This window comes from Chryseobacterium geocarposphaerae, from assembly GCF_002797535.1.
Classification (GTDB): domain Bacteria; phylum Bacteroidota; class Bacteroidia; order Flavobacteriales; family Weeksellaceae; genus Chryseobacterium; species Chryseobacterium geocarposphaerae.
This window is the reverse complement of the sequence record NZ_PGFD01000001.1, coordinates 140,993-159,252: the sequence shown is the minus strand read 5'-3', so window position 1 is coordinate 159,252 and position 18,260 is coordinate 140,993. Positions and strand designations below refer to the sequence as shown.

The 18,260-nt window shown below is 35.2% G+C and carries 17 protein-coding genes; 8 read left to right on the top strand and 9 right to left on the bottom strand.

Annotated elements, in window-relative coordinates:
- Positions 1-64 precede the first annotated feature (64 nt).
- The 7 genes from CLV73_RS00660 to CLV73_RS00630 all read left to right on the top strand — a co-directional run bounded on the left by CLV73_RS00660 (position 65) and on the right by CLV73_RS00630 (position 5,617).
- Entirely contained in the window at positions 65-634 is a 570-nt protein-coding gene (locus CLV73_RS00660; RefSeq protein ID WP_100374979.1) for a Crp/Fnr family transcriptional regulator, read from the top strand.
- 138 nt (positions 635-772) lie between these two features.
- Entirely contained in the window at positions 773-1,510 is a 738-nt protein-coding gene (locus CLV73_RS00655; protein WP_100376938.1) for an SDR family oxidoreductase, read from the top strand.
- A gap of 260 nt (positions 1,511-1,770) precedes the next feature.
- On the top strand, positions 1,771-2,076 hold the full coding sequence (locus CLV73_RS00650) for a hypothetical protein (protein WP_100374978.1): 306 nt from the start codon (positions 1,771-1,773) through the stop codon (positions 2,074-2,076).
- A gap of 107 nt (positions 2,077-2,183) precedes the next feature.
- On the top strand, positions 2,184-3,023 hold the full coding sequence (locus CLV73_RS00645) for an SDR family NAD(P)-dependent oxidoreductase (protein WP_100374977.1): 840 nt from the start codon (positions 2,184-2,186) through the stop codon (positions 3,021-3,023).
- A gap of 369 nt (positions 3,024-3,392) precedes the next feature.
- Positions 3,393-4,307, top strand: coding sequence for a helix-turn-helix domain-containing protein (locus tag CLV73_RS00640; protein WP_100374976.1), 915 nt, complete (start codon positions 3,393-3,395; stop codon positions 4,305-4,307).
- An 88-nt stretch (positions 4,308-4,395) separates the two neighbouring features.
- Positions 4,396-5,040, top strand: a complete 645-nt coding sequence (locus tag CLV73_RS00635) for a DUF5343 domain-containing protein (protein WP_100374975.1) — start codon at positions 4,396-4,398, stop codon at positions 5,038-5,040.
- A complete protein-coding gene (locus CLV73_RS00630; RefSeq protein ID WP_100374974.1) occupies positions 5,033-5,617 on the top strand; it encodes a Swt1 family HEPN domain-containing protein in 585 nt (194 codons plus the stop codon). The genes CLV73_RS00635 and CLV73_RS00630 overlap by 8 nt, the downstream gene beginning before the upstream one ends.
- Before the next feature lie 44 nt (positions 5,618-5,661).
- Here the strand turns inward: CLV73_RS00630 and gldG are convergent, their stop codons facing one another.
- The 6 genes from gldG to kbl form a co-directional block, all read right to left on the bottom strand.
- On the bottom strand, positions 5,662-7,332 hold the full coding sequence (gldG, locus tag CLV73_RS00625; protein ID WP_100374973.1) for a gliding motility-associated ABC transporter substrate-binding protein GldG: 1,671 nt from the start codon (positions 7,330-7,332) through the stop codon (positions 5,662-5,664).
- Between the two features lie 4 nt (positions 7,333-7,336).
- A complete protein-coding gene (locus CLV73_RS00620; protein WP_100374972.1) occupies positions 7,337-8,065 on the bottom strand; it encodes an ABC transporter permease subunit in 729 nt (242 codons plus the stop codon).
- 82 nt (positions 8,066-8,147) lie between these two features.
- Positions 8,148-8,693 (bottom strand): CopD family protein, encoded by a 546-nt coding sequence (locus CLV73_RS00615; RefSeq protein WP_100376937.1) that lies wholly within the window; start codon positions 8,691-8,693, stop codon positions 8,148-8,150.
- Positions 8,694-8,704: 11 nt separating this feature from the next.
- Entirely contained in the window at positions 8,705-9,160 is a 456-nt protein-coding gene (locus CLV73_RS00610; RefSeq protein WP_100374971.1) for a hypothetical protein, read from the bottom strand.
- A 98-nt stretch (positions 9,161-9,258) separates the two neighbouring features.
- Positions 9,259-9,702, bottom strand: a complete 444-nt coding sequence (locus tag CLV73_RS00605; protein ID WP_157798691.1) for a toxin-antitoxin system YwqK family antitoxin — start codon at positions 9,700-9,702, stop codon at positions 9,259-9,261.
- Between the two features lie 70 nt (positions 9,703-9,772).
- On the bottom strand, positions 9,773-10,969 hold the full coding sequence (gene kbl, locus CLV73_RS00600) for a glycine C-acetyltransferase (protein WP_100374969.1): 1,197 nt from the start codon (positions 10,967-10,969) through the stop codon (positions 9,773-9,775).
- 160 nt (positions 10,970-11,129) lie between these two features.
- Between kbl and CLV73_RS00595 the strand changes: the two genes are divergently transcribed.
- Positions 11,130-12,008 (top strand): cupin-like domain-containing protein, encoded by an 879-nt coding sequence (locus tag CLV73_RS00595; protein WP_100374968.1) that lies wholly within the window; start codon positions 11,130-11,132, stop codon positions 12,006-12,008.
- Positions 12,009-12,153: 145 nt separating this feature from the next.
- Here the strand turns inward: CLV73_RS00595 and CLV73_RS00590 are convergent, their stop codons facing one another.
- From CLV73_RS00590 to priA, 3 genes are all read right to left on the bottom strand, one after another.
- The gene (locus CLV73_RS00590; protein ID WP_100374967.1) at positions 12,154-14,076 is read right to left on the bottom strand and encodes a M1 family metallopeptidase; all 1,923 of its coding nucleotides are present in this window, start codon (positions 14,074-14,076) and stop codon (positions 12,154-12,156) included.
- A gap of 81 nt (positions 14,077-14,157) precedes the next feature.
- Positions 14,158-15,624 (bottom strand): D-alanyl-D-alanine carboxypeptidase/D-alanyl-D-alanine endopeptidase, encoded by a 1,467-nt coding sequence (gene dacB, locus CLV73_RS00585; RefSeq protein ID WP_100374966.1) that lies wholly within the window; start codon positions 15,622-15,624, stop codon positions 14,158-14,160.
- A 160-nt stretch (positions 15,625-15,784) separates the two neighbouring features.
- Entirely contained in the window at positions 15,785-18,232 is a 2,448-nt protein-coding gene (priA, locus tag CLV73_RS00580; RefSeq protein WP_100374965.1) for a replication restart helicase PriA, read from the bottom strand.
- Between the last annotated feature and the right edge of the window lie 28 nt (positions 18,233-18,260).

The following is an 18,260-nucleotide window of genomic DNA, read 5'->3' as shown; positions in this document are numbered from 1 at the left end:
GGGTTTCTCTTTTTTTTTGCCAAATGACAAATGCTGTACAATTTTCTTTACTTAAATTGCATTTATGAAAGAATTATTTGATTTTATGTTAAGATTCGGAAACCTGAATCAGCAGCAAATGGATTTCATTGCAAGTAAAGCTACGGAACTGGATCTTTCTAAAGAGGAATACTTTTCTGAAGCAGGGAAAATTGCAAAACAGGTCGGATTCGTTGTTGACGGGATTCTCCGGGTTTGCTATTACAACAATAAAAGTGAAGAAATTACGAAATATTTTATTGAAGAAAACAATCTCGTTGTAGATCTTGAAAGTTTTGACAATCAGATTTGTTCCAGTGCTTATGTTCAGGCCGTGACAGATTGTAAAATGATCATATTTCAACGAAAAGACTGGCTGGAACTTTTGCAGACCATTGTAGGTTTTGATGCGATTGTCCATAAGATTATTTCAAGAGCATTGATTCAAAAAGTAGAAAGAAGAAGTCCGCTGGTTTCAGAAGATGCTACAACCCGTTACCTAAAATTTCTGGAAATCTATCCTACTGCTGTCAACAGGATTCCGCTTTCTTATGTGGCTTCTTATTTGGGGGTCACCCAGTCTTCTTTAAGCAGAATCAGGAAGAATATAAGATAGCCGGGAATTTAATCGTGTCATAAAACTTCAAAAATTTCACTTTTATCCAGTTTCTGATATAAAAATTCCTTTTTTGCCAAATGGCAAATGTCACCTTATTTAATTGACGGAATTTTACACTATCAATTAAAACAGAAAATGAAAACAGCATTAATTACAGGAGCCAACAGAAGTATTGGACTTGAAACAGCAAAACAGCTTTCAGCAAAAGGAGTATTCATTTATTTAGGAAGCCGCAATCTTGAAAACGGAGAAAAAGCCGTAAAAACATTGCATGAACAGGGATTTCAAAATATTAAAGCCATTGAAATTGATGTTACCAATCCAGAATCTATTTCAAAAGCAAAAAATATGGTAGAAAATGAGCAGGGAAAACTGGATATCCTGATCAACAATGCAGGAATTTTAGGAAATACACCTCAACAGGCTTCAGATTTTTCCATTCAGGAAATTCAGACCATTTTTGACACCAACTTCTTTGGAGTCATCAGTGTTACACAGGCTTTTCTTGATTTACTTAAAAAATCGGACAGCCCCAGAATCAGCAATATTACTTCTGGATTAGGTTCGCTAACCCTGCATAGCGATCCGTCCTGGAAATATTACAATATCAAAACGGCCGGTTACGGAACCTCAAAAGCCGCTCTGAATGCCTATACCATTGTTTTGGCTTACGAACTGAAAGATCTACCTTTTAAAGTAAACGTAATTGATCCCGGATATACAGCAACGGATTTCAATGCACACAGCGGTCCCGGATCTGTGGAAAGCGCAGCCTCTTTCATCATCAAGCATACTTTGACGAATGATCAGGCTCCAACCGGACAATATTACAGTAACGATATTGAGGACGAAACAGGAATCAGTCCTTGGTAATTTTTTTAAATAACAGTGTGAAGAGAAACTTTCGGGTTTCTCTTTTTTGTTCTTGATATAAATTATTTTGTTGCATTTTTGTTTAGGTAATTATATACAATTTTATGTTACTCCTACTATCTTATTTATTATGACTCTGTCATTCTGAATGTAACGCAGTGAAATGAAGAATCTATACTGCAATGAGATTCTTCCTTCGTCAGAATGACAATGGTGTAAAATTGTATATAGTCGCCTTTGTTTAATTAAATGGAATTATAATGGCACTTCCTAAAAAGACCTCAAAAATTATTACTGTAAACAATATAAAATATTCATGGATGGCTTCTGGGAACGATGATATCATTTATTTAATTATTTGTTTAAAAGAAAGTCCCGGACAAAAATTACTTGCATCATTTAATTATGTAAATATTTTTGAAAATGATATTGTTGAAGTCCAAATTATACCTTCAATTGTAAAACAAGTAATTGAATATGCTATTAATAAAGGTTGGAATCCTTATAAAAAAGGTAAAGAGTTCAATATTGGTACAATGAACGACCTTATAAATTACACAACTTAGTTTCATGATTCACGATTCGATTACATCATTCGTTGATTGAGCTACTTTTCTCATCTGTCGTCTTCCCAACTTTGTACCATCATTTAAAACCAATAAATATTTAAAAAATGGAAACAACAAAAGTATGGTTCGTGACAGGAGCTTCAAAAGGACTTGGATTAGCCTTAATCAAAAAATTATTAGAACAAAATTATCGCGTAGCTGCTACAACAAGAAATGTACAGTCTATTATTTCTGAAATCGGAGAAACTTCGGAAACATTTTTACCGCTTGAAGTGAGCTTAACGGATAATGAAAACGTACAATCCGCTATCGCTAAAACCATTGAACATTTCGGACAATTAGATGTTGTCGTAAACAATGCAGGTTACGGACAATTAGGTACATTGGAAGAGCTTTCTGACAAAGAAGCAAGAGCGAATTTTGATGTCAATGTTTTCGGAACACTGAACGTGATCAGAAATGCAATGCCTCATCTTCGTCAGCAAAGATCAGGACATATTTTCAACATCTCTTCTATCGGAGGATATTCAGGGAATTTTCCGGGATGGGGAATTTACTGTTCAACCAAATTTGCTGTAGCCGGACTAACTGAAGCTTTGGCTGAAGAAATTAAAGATTTTGGGGTAAAAGCAACTGTGGTGTATCCCGGCTATTTCAGAACAGATTTCTTATCAAAAGAATCCGTAAGAACTCCTGAAAATTCAATTCCTGAATATGAAGCGGCAAGAAATTCCGAACAGGCACATTTGGATGAAATTAACGGAAATCAGCCGAATGATCCTGATAAAGGTGCAGAAGCGATTATTGCTATCAGTGAAGTGGAAAATCCGCCGGTGCATTTCTTACTGGGAAGCGGTACAGATGAGTATCTGAATAATAAGATTCAGATTATTACAGATGATGCTAAAAAATGGAGTGAACTGACGTTTTCTACTGTGATCTAGTTTTCTTTTGTCTTGAAACAAAAGAAACAAAAATTCAAGACTTGGAAAATGAATGCTAAAAATAAATTCTGTTCTCTAAAAATTCTAAAACTCGCGCGATGTCATAATTGACAATTCGATTCTAAATTTGTCTCGCGCTCAGACAGTAGAATTTTCTTAACGTTCACATTATTTATTTTTTTAACGCTTCATTTTCCTAGGTCATTATATATCCTTCGGCTTCGCTCAGAATGGCAGGTGCTAATATTAACTGTTATAATATAATTAGTACGGAAATTTTTTCTACAATGTCATCCTGAGCTTGCCGAAGGATCTAATAATTTTAATAGTTCAAGTCAACATCCAAAATAATTAAATAACTTAGTCATTATGAAAAATACGTTTCGTTTTAATTCGCTTTCAGATTTTCATAGCTTCTGTAATCTTCCGAATCCTGAACATCCGCTGATCAGCTTAATAGATTACAGCAAAGTCCGTTATCCTGTGGATGATACGGAACTGAAATGGATTCAGAATTTCTATTCGATCGGCCTGAAAAGAAATGTAAATGCTAAGTTCAATTACGGGCAGCAGGAATATGATTTTGATTCCGGCGTATTGTGTTTTGTTTCTCCGCTCCAGTTTCTGAGCCTTGAAATGAAACCCGGTGTGGAAGTGGAACCCACCGGATATTTATTGTTGATTCACCCTGATTTTCTTTGGGGAACTTCTCTGGCAAAGAAGATCAAATCTTATGAGTTTTTCAGTTACCAGATCAATGAAGCGCTTTTTCTTTCGGATAAGGAAGAGAAGATTATTGTGGATCTGTTTAAAAATATTGAAAAAGAATACCAGACGAACATCGATAAATTCACACAGGAGCTGATTGTTGCCCAACTCGAATTGTTCCTGATCTATGCCGAACGTTTTTATGAGCGTCAGTTTTTTACCCGGAAAAAATCCAGTCACGAATTGCTGGAAAGGTTTGAGGAAGTCCTTTCTCGATATTTTGAAAACGGTAACCTTATTGAAAACGGTATTCCTTCTGTAAAAGCCATTGCCGAACAGATGAATATTTCCCCTAATTATCTGGGAAGTTTATTACGAATTCACACCCAGCAAAATACGCAACAGCATATTCAGAATAAGATTATCGATACCGCCAAAGAACGTTTGAGTACAACGAATCTTTCTGTAAGCGAAATTGCTTACGAACTAGGGTTTGAGCATCCGCAGTCTTTTAGTAAGTTGTTTAAGCAGAAAACAAATCAGTCGCCGGGAGAGTTTAGAAGGTTGTTTAATTGATATTGGAGACTTTACGGTTTCTCTTTTTTATGTTAAATAATTTTTTAGACAATTTTGAATATATTTGGAGAAACTAAAAACAATAACTATGGGAATAAATTTAGCTTACATGTCCTCACCAGGTACTTTGCCTAAAATATTAAACAAAATTTGTGAAGCAGTAGTACCAGATAATTTCAATGGTGATTTTCTTGGAACAAAATTAGGATTTAAAGGAGGTAATCAAAAAAGTTTTATCTCTTGGGCAAAAAAATGTGGTTTTCTTAATAGTGATGGAACTCCAACACAATTATATAAAAATTTTAGAAATCCATCATCTAGAAGTGAGTCTATGGCGCAAGCATTAAGGAAAGGATATTCAGATGCTTTTGAAAGGAATGAATATGCAAATGAACTCGATAAAAAAAATTTCACAAAGCTTATTTCTGAAATTACTGGCGCTCCTCATGATAATTCTACAGTAAAGTTTATTGTAAGTTCTTTTTTCTTAGCTAAAGAATATGCAGATTTTGAAAAAGAATCAACAGTTAATGATGATATAATACCATCTTCGGAAAATAATTTACCAATGATCTTAAACAATTCAAAACAAAATAATTCCGAAGAACATAAAATTAAAAAAGTTAATTTAGGATTAAGTTATACAATAAATTTAGTACTTCCAAAAACCGAAGACCCCGCTATTTATAACGCTATATTTAAATCACTTAAAGAAAATTTATTAAATGAATAATGATATACTTGAAAAAATTCAATTTTTTTGTTTATCAAATTCTATTGCAGAACATCAATTAGATATTATTGAAAATAATTTAGATATTGATTTACAAAGAAAGTCTAAGGAAGAAATAAAAAGAAGAGACTATTACTATCAATTTGATTCTGAGTTTAGAATTGAGGCACGAAAAATGGCCGAACATTATGAAGTATTTTATTGTTTAGAAAAATCAATTAGACGCTTAATAATGGAACTTATGAAAGAGAAGTACGGTGAAAATTGGTGGGATAATGTTAAAGAGGACATTAGAAGAAACGTTGAACAAAACATAAAAAGAGAAGAAGATTCAGGTTTTACAACTCGTTCAGAAGAAAAAATTGATTATACAACTTTTGGTGAATTGAGCCAAATTGTAACTGGGAATTGGGAAGCTTTTGAAGGTCTTTTCAAAAAAGGACAAAGAGCTTTCCAGAGGATTACAACAAATTTAAATCAGCTAAGAGGACCTATTGCTCATTGTTGCCCTTTAGCAGAAGATGAGATTGTCAGATTAGAATTAACCGTTAAAGACTGGTTCAGACTTATGGAATAATTATAGAAAAAAAGAGAAGCTTTCAGCTTCTCTTTTTCTATATCCTATCCAAACTTCTTCTTCCTCAACCAGAAGAATAATCCTCCTAAAGCACCAATAATAACCAAAGGAAGCAGCAAATTGAACCATTGCCAGTTGTTTTTCTCTTCTGTAATTCTCTGTCGGTCCAGAAGACGTTCTTCGATGTTTCTGTTTCTTAATTCCATCAGATTGCTGTCATCCAAAAGATAGTCGAGAGCATTTCTTAAGAACTGTTCGTTTCCGAACTGTTCGTTGGTCAGCATATCTACACCTAAAGGTAAAGGCTGCCCTTTGATCACCTTATTTCTTCCCACATCTCCGTCTGCAATCACGATCATTTTGTTTTCCGGGCTTGTTCCTTTAAAGCCGGGGTAAGATTTTCTCTCAATTCTTGAAGCGTATGCAGAATTAAATTTCCCTTCCAGAGCCACTGCGTAGATTTTCGGAGTACTTGGTTTTTCCATTTGTCCGAGACTGTCTACACTTGCAATCTCTTTCAGGTCTACATAATTCGGAACCTGTTTCAATAAGGTTCTTTCACTCGATTCAAAAAGAACTTTTGTTTTGATATTTTTTCTTCCGCCCAAAGTATCGATCGATGTAGGGAATTCAAATTTTACCGGGTTGATATTTTTGGTGATCGGATCATTCTTTTCAGCAATTCCTAACGGGAAATACGGCCATGGAAGACTTGTATACTGAGGATTTCCTCCTACTTCTCCCGTTACCAGTCTCAACAACGCAAATTTCTTCACATCTTTTACCAACGCCGGATTGATTCTGATTCCGTAGTTGAAGAAAAAGTCAGTCATATTGATGTCTACCGGGAAAGGCATTACTTTTTTAGACCTTGTCAACGTATCCATTTCAGCGTTTACGGCATCGATCATCCACAACGTTTTTCCGCCGTTCATGATGTACTGGTCAAGAATTACTTTTTCACCGTCTGTAAAGGCTTTTCTTGGTTTTGCAATCACCAAAGCATTCATCTGTTTCAATATCGGAACATCCGCCAATGTCAATTCAGTCTGGTTTTTAGGAATAATCGGACCTGCATCGTAATTTTCCGTTGCCAAGTGCATAAATCCCTGGAATTCTTCCGGACTCAATTCATCCTGATTGACTAAAATCCCGATCTTCTTTCTTTTGTCAACCGCAATGTTTTTGATGTTTGAAACCAGATTGTATTCTAAATTCTCAATTGATTTCGTCAGTTGCTGATCTGCATCAATCCCGTTCTGCTGAACAACCAATGGAATGGAAACTCCTCTTCCTTTGTATTTCACAACCGCATAAGGAAATAAGTAAATCTGGGACACTTTTCCGTCTTTCACATCAGGAAGTACAGAAGGCTGCATTCCCATGGCCATCAAAGTATCCTGAGAAATTTTACTTTTAATCGGATCAATAAATTTGAAATCGATTTTCGGATTTATTTTTCTGAATTCCTCCAGCATGAATTTCGTTTCGCTCTGCAATTGTTTGAAACTTGCAGGGAAATCTCCTTCCAGATAGACATCTACCATTACCGGTTTGTTGATCGATTCCAACACCTTGATCGTATTATCGGAAAGCGTATATCTTTTTTCTTTTGTTAAGTCTAATCTGATTCCTGAAATAGCAAGAATAACAACCAACGGCAAAATAACAAACAGTAAAATTCCGAATGGTGATTTGAATGGTATCTTCTTCATAATTCTACTTCTTTTTATTGATAAAATGGTTGGACAAAACTAAGGTAATTCCGATAATTAAAACAAAATAAGCGACATCTTTAAAATCAATAAGACCTCTTGTAAAGCCTAAGAAATGCTGATAAAAGCCGATATTTTGCAGTATAAAATCTGCTCCACCCAATAATTTATAACTTGCTAATTGTTCGATTCCAAAGTACATGATAAAACACATGAAAACACCCAACAAATAAGCCATGATCTGATTTTGAGAAAGAGAAGAAGCCAAAATTCCGACTCCTGAAAAAGCAGCGATCAGAATAACCATTCCGAAATAGCTTCCGAACGTCATTCCTAAATCGATATTTCCTTCCGGAACTCCTAAAACATAGACTGTATAAAGGTAAATGAGTGATGGAATAAGGCATAAAATCCCAACTACCCAAACTGATAAAAATTTTCCAAGAACCAGATCCGAAACTTTCAAAGGCTGAGAAAACAGCCAGTTTAAGGTTCCTGTCTGCTGTTCTTCCGCAAAGGTTTTCATGGATAATGCCGGAATAATGAACATTAGTAACCAAGGTACCAAAACGAAATAACTTTGTAAAGAAGCCAATCCGATATCAAAAATGTTGGAATCATTCTCGAAAAAAAACAAAAACAATGTTGCTACCAAACTGAAAGCCGCAATGATAATCCATGCGCTCCAATTCCCAAAATAGCTCCAAAGTTCTTTTTTAAAAATTGCAATCATATATTAGTTAGAAGTTTTATGTTAAAAGTCAAATGTAAAATAAGAAGACATTGACTTCGCACTGCTTTTTACTTGTATCTTTTTATTTTTTACTTTTATTAACCAGTTTTACCGTCATCATGATCAGGAATACCAGAACGAAAAATCCTGTAATTAATTGCCACCAATATTCAATGACCATTGATTTTAAGATCACAGTGAAAACCACCAGAAATAAAATAAAGGTTGCGATTTCGTTAGCTTGTCGTAATTTGATATTCGCTGTTTCCAAAGTATTTCCGTTAAGTTCCTTAAGCTTTAAAACTTTTTTCCAGCACCAGTAATGATAAATAGCCAAACCGATCAGGAAAGTAAGCTTTAAATGGAACCAAGGCATTTTCATTAATCCGGTATTTAAGAAGATCATCACCAGTCCGCAAACCGCCATAATCACTCCTGCCGGAACCGTAATGATATTCCAAAGCCTGCGTGCCATGAAGGTATATTGTTCTCTTAAAATCTTCTTTTTATCTTCGGCAAACGCATCGGTATCTTTATAGTAAACGAAAATTCTCACGAGATAAAAAATTCCCGCAAAATAACTTACCATGAAGATAATATGAAGTGCTTTGATGATGGTATACAACATTTTAATCAATATTATTTTATAGGAATAATTTCACAGTTTCTGTCAAAGTTCTCCAAATAGTCAAAAAACAGTTGTTTCCCTTTTTTTGAATCTCTGTAATTTGTGTAAGCAATGAGGCCAATTACAATTAAATAAATGAGTAAAATATAATAATTTCCAGAAAAACTTCTTATCAAAATAGTTAATGAAAAACAAAAGAAAACAGCAAGAGTTAATACTTGATAAAATTCAAGCCCAATGAATAATTCAAGACTGTATTGGCCTTCTTTATCTTTAATAAAATTTCCCTTAAAAGTTTGAGAATCTTTTTTCATTAATCTTACTTTAAAACCATTTTCAAAAACCTTTCCGGTAAAACTTTTACCAAAAAAATCAGGAAAACCTCCAAATATGCTGTTTTTAATATTTTCTAAAATATCTTCTTTTGATTTAGAAAATTCAACACGATATTTAGACTTTAAAAACATGTAAATAAATTATGCGCAAAGATAGTTTATTTCACAAAAAAATAGAATTTAATCTGAAAATTTCGGATTAATATTATGAAAATTGTCTTTATAATTATTTACAGTTTTTTTCTTGCAGGAATACTATCAGTTTTACTGCCCTTATAATATTTCTTGGTATATAAAAGGTTTCCTTTATTGTCATAATATTTCCAGTCTCCGGAATAAAACCAATGGCGTTCATGTTGAGAAATTTCAAGTTTGGTCTGCCCTTTCTCCATGATGGCTCCGGTTGGGAAGTATCTCTTTATTTTCGTAATATCTTTTCGGATGCTTTCCTTTTGATAAAGCTTATCATCAAAATATGTTTTCCAGACTCCTACCTTTTCACCTTTCTTATATTTACCGACAGCAACAAGAGTTCCTTCATTGGTAGAATATTCTTCTTTCCATTTGCCATGCCTTTTCTGAGCGTTTTTGCTCACTTTTATATATTGGTTCATCTTCGTTTGACAGGAAAGTGTAAATAGTGACAATACTACAGCAATAAATATTTTTTTCATAAAAAAACAGGATTTCTGTAAATATAAGAAATCCTGTTTTATTCTACAAATGTAGAACAAAATTGTTATCTTAAGAAATCACTCCTAATTCCTTTCCTACCTTCTCAAAAGCAGCAATTGCTTTATCCAAATGTTCTCTGGTATGAGCGGCAGAAAGCTGAACTCTGATTCTTGCTTTTCCTTTCGGTACAACCGGATAGAAGAATCCGATAACGTAAATTCCTTCATCCATCAGTTTTTCAGCCATTTTTTGAGCTAAAGGTGCATCATAAAGCATTACCGGAACGATGGCAGCATCTCCATCCGGAATATCGAAACCTTTCGACTTCATTTCTGCTCTGAAATATTCTGCATTTTCCATTACTTTATCACGAAGAGAAGTATCTTCAGAGATCATATCCAATACTTTCAAAGCGGCACCCACGATTCCCGGGGCCAAAGAGTTTGAAAATAAATACGGTCTTGAACGTTGTCTCAGCATATCGATAATCTCTTTTTTACCGGAAGTAAATCCTCCTAAAGCACCACCAAGAGCTTTTCCTAACGTAGAAGTAATAATATCTACTCTACCCATCACATCGTTCGCTTCGTGAGTTCCACGACCTGTTTTCCCGATGAAACCGGTTGCATGAGAATCATCCACCATTACCAAAGCATCGTATTTATCAGCTAAGTCGCAAACTCCTTTCAGGTCTGCAACAATTCCGTCCATTGAGAAAACCCCGTCTGTCACAATAATTTTAAAACGGTGATTTTTTTCTGAAGCCGCAATCAGCTGAGCTTCAAGATCCTCCATATTATTGTTTTTGTAACGGTATCTTGCCGCTTTACACAAACGAACACCGTCAATAATGGATGCATGGTTCAACTCGTCAGAGATAATTGCATCCTCTTCTGTGAATAGCGGCTCGAAAACACCTCCGTTTGCATCAAAACAAGCTGCATAAAGGATCGTATCTTCCAATCCTAAGAAGTCAGCGATCTTTTGTTCCAACTGCTTGTGAATATCCTGAGTTCCGCAGATAAAACGTACCGAAGACATACCGTAACCGTGAGATTGAATCATATCCTGAGAAGCCTTCATCACTTCCGGGTTGTTTGATAATCCCAAATAATTGTTCGCACAGAAGTTCAGCAGCTTTTTTCCGTTCGCTTCTATTTCTGCACTCTGCTGAGAGGTAATGATTCTTTCTCTTTTGTAAAGCCCGTCGTTATCAATATTCTGTAGTTCGTTCTGTAAGTTTTCAAGATACTTTTTAGAGATCATTTCTAATAATTTTTAAGATGTGCTAATTTAATAAAATCACGGTAAACTCATAGCTTTTCTCATTTTTATTCTAAGTTCCTAAATAAAACCCAAATATTTTCGTTAATAGTCTATAATTTTAGTAGACTATTAATTATATTTGTCATTTAAATTCAGCAAAATGCGATTATCACCAGTACGAAAAATTGAAAATATATCCTCCGGAGACTTTCTCAAAACTTACTTGAAACCTGCAAAACCTGTGATTTTAAAAGATTTTGTCGACCCTGAAAGTCCGGCCTTCAAAAAATGGGACTATGATTATTTTAAGGAAATTGCAGGTGATCATAAAGTCAATATTTACGGAAGTGAAATCGAATCGTTGGACAGAGTGGCCAGTAAGCCGGTCGGTCAAAGCACTTTTTCTGAATATCTCGATTTAATTACCTCCTCTCCCACTGAACACCGTCTTTTTCTCTTTAATTTATTAAGCATTAAACCTGAACTTAAAAATGATATTCAATACAATGATGTTACAAAAGGAAAAATTCTGAAATGGCTTCCTTTTATGTTTTTTGGAGGTGAAGGCTCCGTTACCCGGAATCATATTGATATTGACATGTCGCATGTTTTCATTACCCAGTTTCAAGGCATCAAAAAGATCTGGCTATTCCCTTGGGAACAATCGGATCTCCTTTATAAGCTTCCTTACAATTTTCACTCGATTACCAATATCAAAGAACCGGATTACCAGGAATTCCCCGGTTTGAAATATATAGATGGGTATGAAGCAGTCATCAATCCCGGAGAAACCCTTTATATTCCTTCCGGATGGTGGCATTATATCCAATATGAAACGGAAGGATATTCTGTTTCCATCAGAGCTTTACCTTCAAGCTGGCTGGAAAAATGGAGAGGCTTTAAAAATCTCGTTCTGATAAGACATTTTGATAATGCCATGCGAAATCTGTTTAAAGAAAAATGGTTCGATTTCAAAGTAAGAAAAGCTATCAGAAAAGCCAACAGAGCAATTAAAAAGCAAAAGAACTTCCAGATCTAAATAAATACTAATCTTTAAATAAACATATTATGGAATTAATTTATCTTATTCTTTCAGCGGAAAGACCAACGTATTCTTTCTATCCGATCTCTTTTCATTAATATTTATGAAACAAAAAACCTTCAGAAATTCTGAAGGTTTTATTTTATTTTTTTAAGAATTTTATGTTCTTATCTTTAACTTTAAAAATATAAGTTCCGGGAATCAATTCCGAAATATTAATGACTTTTCCTGGTTGATACACCTCTTTTCTTACTAACTTTCCATCAATAAAATAGATGGCGAAATCTGTAGCCCTGTCAATGCCTTTTATATTGATTTCATTTTTTGCAGGATTTGGATACAATGCAAATTCATCCTTGTTAATATCCGAAGTACTCAAAGTATTGTCCTGGGCTACCGTCGAATTTTTTTCGATGATCTGATATTCATAATTAAACTCTACACTACTCACTGGAAATGTTACTGTTTGTGTAAAATATTGATTATTTACGGTATTATCTAGAGCAAAATAAGCAATCTGTCCCCCGGTTCCTGTTACCTTAATCGGTAAAGGCATTTCATAAAAACTTACAGAAGTGTGACTTTGAGTTTGAGAAGCTTTAAAAATAATCTGATTGCCTGTTTGTTTCCATCGGATATCATAAGTCGGGTAACCTTGGCCATAAATCCAGTCATTGAAAAATTCTGTAAGATCTTTTCCTGTGGACTGTAAAACAGAGTTTTTAAGATCCGTGGTTCTTACATAATTATAAGCTAAAGCCGGTCTTGCATGATAATCCTTTAAAGCCTGATAAAAAGCGGTTTCGCCCAGAATCCATTTCATCATTCTCACCACATATCCACCTTTGGAATAAGACAGCCTCCCGTTAAAAATAGCATTGATATTATTCAAATTAGCATCGGCAACGTATACATTTCCATCAGGAAGACTTGTGATATAGTTTTTTTCCGATAACAAGAAATTCATAAACTCAGTATTGTTCATCAGCAGTTTTTCATTGGCCAAATGTGCCCCAAATGTTGCAAAACCTTCGTTAAGCCATATATCGTTCCAGGCGCCACAGGTTACCTTATCTCCAAACCATTGATGGGCAAGTTCGTGGGCAATAAGTCCTTTATCCCAACCTCCCATTGATGACATGGTCTGATGCTCCATTCCACCTCCGTATCCAAACTCCATATGTCCGTACTTTTCATTTCTGAAAGGATAAGGCCCGAAATAGGTTTCAAAAGTATTCATGATCTGCTTGGTCCAGTTGATATTGGCCATACTCATTGTATTATTTGCTGTAGATGGATATACATAATTAATAAATGGAAATGGCGGAGTTCCCATCGTATCGGTAATCTTCACGTAATTGGTAATCGAAAGCGCAATAAGGTATGCGGCAGTAGGGTACATTGTTCTCCAGAACGTTAATTTCTGTCCGGGAGGAAGTATCGTTTCAGACATCAACAGCCCGTTTGCAGCTACATTGTACTGAGAGGGTGTTGTTATTTTAAAATCAAATTGTTCGATTTTATCATTCATACTCTGCTTGGTCGGAAACCAGTCCTGAGCGCCGTATGGTTCGCTTAAAGTGGAAAGAATCGGTGATCCACCCTGAGACCCTGTTGAAAAAGCATTGTTTGCTGTTGGTGGCGTTCCGGAATACTGAATCGTAAGAGAGTCTAATACATTCGCTGGAAGTGCGTTTGGAAAATCAATTTTCACTTCTTTTGTTGTTAGCTGCTGAAAGGGAAGACTCTGATTATGGTATGTTACCTGAGAAACCGTCAAGGCGTTGGAAAGATCAAAGTAGATATTGCTCATACTCTGATTCGGCTTAAAATGAGAAGTTACCGATCCGGAGATCATATACACCGAAGGATCCAGACTCACATCCATTCTCTGATACTGAAGATCGTAGTTAAGGGTATTAGGATTGGTATTGTAAGCGATCATTTTATTGGTAAATGATTTCATTTCCTTTGCCCGGAAAGATTTCATTTCAATGTTTTCATGCTGTGCAGAGATCTGCTGAAAAGTAACAATACTTAATATCAGAAGATAAAAGTGTTTCATTATAAATTATTATAAATCAAAGATAAAAAAAACCTTCTAATCAAAGATTAAAAGGTTTTTAGATTTATTCTTACGGATACATTAAAGTTCCAAAGTCGGTTCTATAATTTTCTCCATTCTTTTTTTCACCATATCTACAGACCCTGCATAGTTATTTACCAAAAGTGAGAATACCAAGGTTCTTCCCGAATTGGTTTTTATATAACCTGCCAGTGTTTTTACCTTGTTCAGTGTTCCTGTTTTGGCAAAAACCTGCCCGTTTCCGGTTATATTAAACATTCTTTTTAATGTTCCGGACTGTCCGCCAATTGGTAATGAAGTCAGATAAGTGCCATAATACTTTTCGTTCATTAAAGAGGTAAGATATTTTGCCTGAGCAATTGGAGTTACCGTATTGCTTCTTGACAATCCGCTTCCGTCCATATAATTTAATCCTTCTGAATCAAACGCAATATCTTTAAGATGATCTTTTACCACAACTCTTCCACTTTCACTCGTCTGATCTCCTTTCTTAAAAAAGCCCACCGTTCTCAGCAATGCTTCTGCAAGCGAATTATCACTGTGCTGATTGGTATAGTAAACAATATCTGCCAATGTAGGAGATTTATAAGCTGAAACCAATTTTCTGGCTTCCGGAGCAGCATCGGTCATTTTTGGCGTCACTTTTCCTGTTACAGTAATTCCGCTTTTCACCAAAGTTGTTCTAAATGAATTGGCAAGATAAGCCGGTGCATCCGGTAATTTTGTGGTTAGAACCCCATCTCCTTCATATTTTTCTGCATATACCATCTGATTGGCATAAGGAGAAACATAGAAGAATTTTTTATCTGCTGAGAAATTATTCTTTTTTACGATCAGCTTTTCATTTGCAGGACTAATCTCGCGGGTTGTACCTACCGGTAAATAGTAATTGTTATTTTCCAACCATACAACATTTTCCGGAAGTCTTGAAATATTACCTTTGAAAAGCGCTGTCTGAATGATGATATCACCATTTACTTTTTTTATCCCCTCACGTGAAAGCCCGTTTACAAAATCTGAAATGATTTCCCTGTAAGATAATGCTCCTGCTTTATTGGTTCCTAAAGAAGGATCTCCACTTCCTACAATGTATAAATTTCCGTTCAGAACCCCGTTTTCATCCACCTGACCTGAATATTCAAGCTGTGTCATCCAACGATAGTTTTCTCCCAACAAATTCAGAGCAGTCTCTGTAGTCAACAATTTTGTAGTGGAAGCCGGAACTAAAGGCATATTTTCATTATAAGAAGAAATGATCTTTTTGGTTTTAGGATCATATACCACGAATCCCCAGTTGGCGTTTTTCAACACAGGATCCGTTACCATTGTATTTAGATTTACATCTATCAGTTCTTTTGGCGATAAAATTGTTTTTTCAATCGCCGCCGCAGGAGAAGGCAGATTCAAGCTGGATTTCTGACTATCGTATGTGGGGGAAAAAAGAACCGTAGAAACGGTAGACTGAGCGAGGAATAAACCAGAAGCTAATACCGTAATACCTGAAATATATTTTCTGAATTTTACCATCTAATTTTTCTTTTTATTACTCAATTTGGATGCCACAGAATAACCAGAGTTAAATCCAAAAGCACAACCAAACATATAAGCAACGATCAAATGTAGAAATTATTGCTATTAATCAGATATTTAAGGTATAATAAAACGTTATAAAATTTGTTAAAGTTTGTTAAAAATCAACAAAAACGTCTTTTTTGATGCTTTGGTAAGCAGTAATTTCATCAAATTCTTTTAAACTTAATAAAACCATTTTTTTGAATTTTTCGTAGTTCTTCCCTCTTGGGAGTTTAAGTAAAATCTGAAACTGGTATAAATTATTAAGTCTTGCAATTTGAGATTTTTCCGGTCCTAATACACAGTCTTCAGGAAGGTATTTTCTTAAAACCGAACCTAAAAACTGAGACGCACGATTCACTTTATCTTCTCTTCTGTGCTTAAGCTCAATCATAATTAGCTTCGTAAAAGGCGGATAATGAAACTTTTGACGTTCTGTAAGAATATATTTATAAACCTTAGCCGGATTATTCATTTTAATCAACTGAAAAACAGAATGATCCGGATTAAAAGTCTGAATTAAGATTCTTCCTTTCCCGGACACTCTTCCCGCTCTGCCGGAAACCTGTGTAATAAGTTGATAAGCCCTTTCCTCTGCTCTGAAATCCTGAACGTACAATAAGGAATCCGCTTTAGGAATGGCAACCAGTTCAATATGATCAAAATCCAGTCCTTTGGAAATCATTTGAGTCCCGACAATGATATCGGTTTCGCCATGTTCAATTTTTTCGTATAATTTTTCGTAGGCGAATTTTTTCCTCATCGAGTCCACATCCATACGATCGACTTCATATTCAGGGAATAATTTGGAGACTTCTTCATGAATCTGCTCAACTCCCACTCCTCTTTCATTCAGATTTTCAGAATGACATTTCGGACAGGTCCTAGGCTTGGAAGCTCTTTGACCGCAATAATGGCACTTCATTTCATTCGCCGCTTTGTGATAGGTCATCACCACGTCACAATTTGAGCAGTAATTGACATATCCGCAGCTTTCACATTCTATTACGTTGGCATAGCCACGACGGTTATGAAGCACAATTGCCTGATTTTTTTCGTCTAAAGTCCTTTTTAATTCGTCAATTAATCTCAAAGAAAAGTTCCCGGAAACTTTTTTGGAATCCTGGGCTTCTTTAAAATTGATCAATTCAAATTCAGGAAGGGTTACCTTACCAAAACGCTCTTCAAGGAAAACATATTTTATCCTGTCTTTTCTTGCGTTATAATAACTTTCAACGGAGGGTGTTGCAGAACCTAAAATCACATGGGCGCCGTAAAAATTTCCCAGAACCAATGCGGAATCTTTTGCATTGAAATAAGGTGATACCTCACGGGGTCTGTAAGCAGAATCATGCTCTTCATCCACAACGATTAATCCCAAATTCTGAAAAGGCAAAAACAGAGCATTTCTTGTTCCAATAAGGATTTTAATATCATTCTGCCTGATTCTTCTCCAGACTTCCACCCGTTCAAAATCCGTAAGTTTCTGATGGTAAAAACCGAGCTGTCGTCCGTATTTTTTTTCTAGCCTTTGGGTAATTTGTTTCGTTAAAGAAATTTCAGGAAGCAAAAACAGAACATTTTTTCCTTCACTGATGCATTCTTCGATTTTTTCTAAATAAATATGTGTTTTTCCTGAGGAAGTTACTCCATGAAGTAAAACATTTTTTCCTTCCTCAAAAGCTTCATCAATCGTGATCTTAGCTAATTTTTGAGCTTCTGAAAGCTCTTCGATTTCTTCAATTTCCCCTTCATAGCTTTCAATCCTGTCTTTCTGCATATAATATTCCTCCACCAGGTTTTTATCTGCCAAAGCTTTGAAATGGGAGCTTCCAAAATAGCCGTCTTCAAACAGATCAGATTTTTTAATCGGTACATCCAGATGTTCTGTCTGTTTTTCTAAAATATGGAGGAAAAGATCTTTCTGTTTCTGAGCCCTTTTTAAGCTTAAAATAATTTCCGTAAGATTCTGATTTTTTAGAACCTCATCATTAATTTTAACATAAGCAACTTCCTTAGCTTTGTATTTTTCCGCAATTTTTTCATCAATCTCGATGTATTGAAGATCAATCAAAGAATTGATGGTTTTAATAATATCTTTTTTCGGAATGAAAGCTTCAATATCCGTCAGATTAATAAGTTGTCGGACCTCCAATGCCTGGATAAGATACATTTCATTGACATCCAGATTTTCAAAATCTATTGTAGTATTGGGCTTTAGCTTTAAATACGTTTCACTTTCCAGTTTCAGAGATGAAGGAAAAGCAAAACGGTAAATTTCTCCTAACCCTGATAAATAATAGTCTGAAAGCCAGTTCCAGAATTGTATCTGCTCTTGCGGAACAATAGGTTTATCATCCAAAAGACTGATAACTTCTTTGGCTACAAAACTTTCCGGAGCATTGTCGTGAAGCTCGAAAACAATCCCTGTATAAATCTTCTTACCACCAAAAGGAACCAAAACCCGCATTCCTACCTGAATTTCGGATAGTAATTCCTGGGGAACTTTGTACGTAAAAGATCCTTTTAAATTTAACGGTAAAACGATTTGGGCGTAGTTCAAGAGAAATATTTAAAGTGTAAAATTAATT

Bases quoted from the DNA above. Each gene is read 5' to 3' on its own strand.
- CLV73_RS00660 (WP_100374979.1), top strand. From the start codon at position 65: ATGAAAGAATTATTTGATTTTATGTTAAGATTCGGAAACCTGAATCAG.
- CLV73_RS00655 (WP_100376938.1), top strand. From the start codon at position 773: ATGAAAACAGCATTAATTACAGGAGCCAACAGAAGTATTGGACTTGAA.
- CLV73_RS00650 (WP_100374978.1), top strand. From the start codon at position 1,771: ATGGCACTTCCTAAAAAGACCTCAAAAATTATTACTGTAAACAATATA.
- CLV73_RS00645 (WP_100374977.1), top strand. From the start codon at position 2,184: ATGGAAACAACAAAAGTATGGTTCGTGACAGGAGCTTCAAAAGGACTT.
- CLV73_RS00640 (WP_100374976.1), top strand. From the start codon at position 3,393: ATGAAAAATACGTTTCGTTTTAATTCGCTTTCAGATTTTCATAGCTTC.
- CLV73_RS00635 (WP_100374975.1), top strand. From the start codon at position 4,396: ATGGGAATAAATTTAGCTTACATGTCCTCACCAGGTACTTTGCCTAAA.
- CLV73_RS00630 (WP_100374974.1), top strand. From the start codon at position 5,033: ATGAATAATGATATACTTGAAAAAATTCAATTTTTTTGTTTATCAAAT.
- gldG (WP_100374973.1), bottom strand. From the start codon at position 7,332: ATGAAGAAGATACCATTCAAATCACCATTCGGAATTTTACTGTTTGTT.
- CLV73_RS00620 (WP_100374972.1), bottom strand. From the start codon at position 8,065: ATGATTGCAATTTTTAAAAAAGAACTTTGGAGCTATTTTGGGAATTGG.
- CLV73_RS00615 (WP_100376937.1), bottom strand. From the start codon at position 8,693: ATGTTGTATACCATCATCAAAGCACTTCATATTATCTTCATGGTAAGT.
- CLV73_RS00610 (WP_100374971.1), bottom strand. From the start codon at position 9,160: ATGTTTTTAAAGTCTAAATATCGTGTTGAATTTTCTAAATCAAAAGAA.
- CLV73_RS00605 (WP_157798691.1), bottom strand. From the start codon at position 9,702: ATGAAAAAAATATTTATTGCTGTAGTATTGTCACTATTTACACTTTCC.
- kbl (WP_100374969.1), bottom strand. From the start codon at position 10,969: ATGATCTCTAAAAAGTATCTTGAAAACTTACAGAACGAACTACAGAAT.
- CLV73_RS00595 (WP_100374968.1), top strand. From the start codon at position 11,130: ATGCGATTATCACCAGTACGAAAAATTGAAAATATATCCTCCGGAGAC.
- CLV73_RS00590 (WP_100374967.1), bottom strand. From the start codon at position 14,076: ATGAAACACTTTTATCTTCTGATATTAAGTATTGTTACTTTTCAGCAG.
- dacB (WP_100374966.1), bottom strand. From the start codon at position 15,624: ATGGTAAAATTCAGAAAATATATTTCAGGTATTACGGTATTAGCTTCT.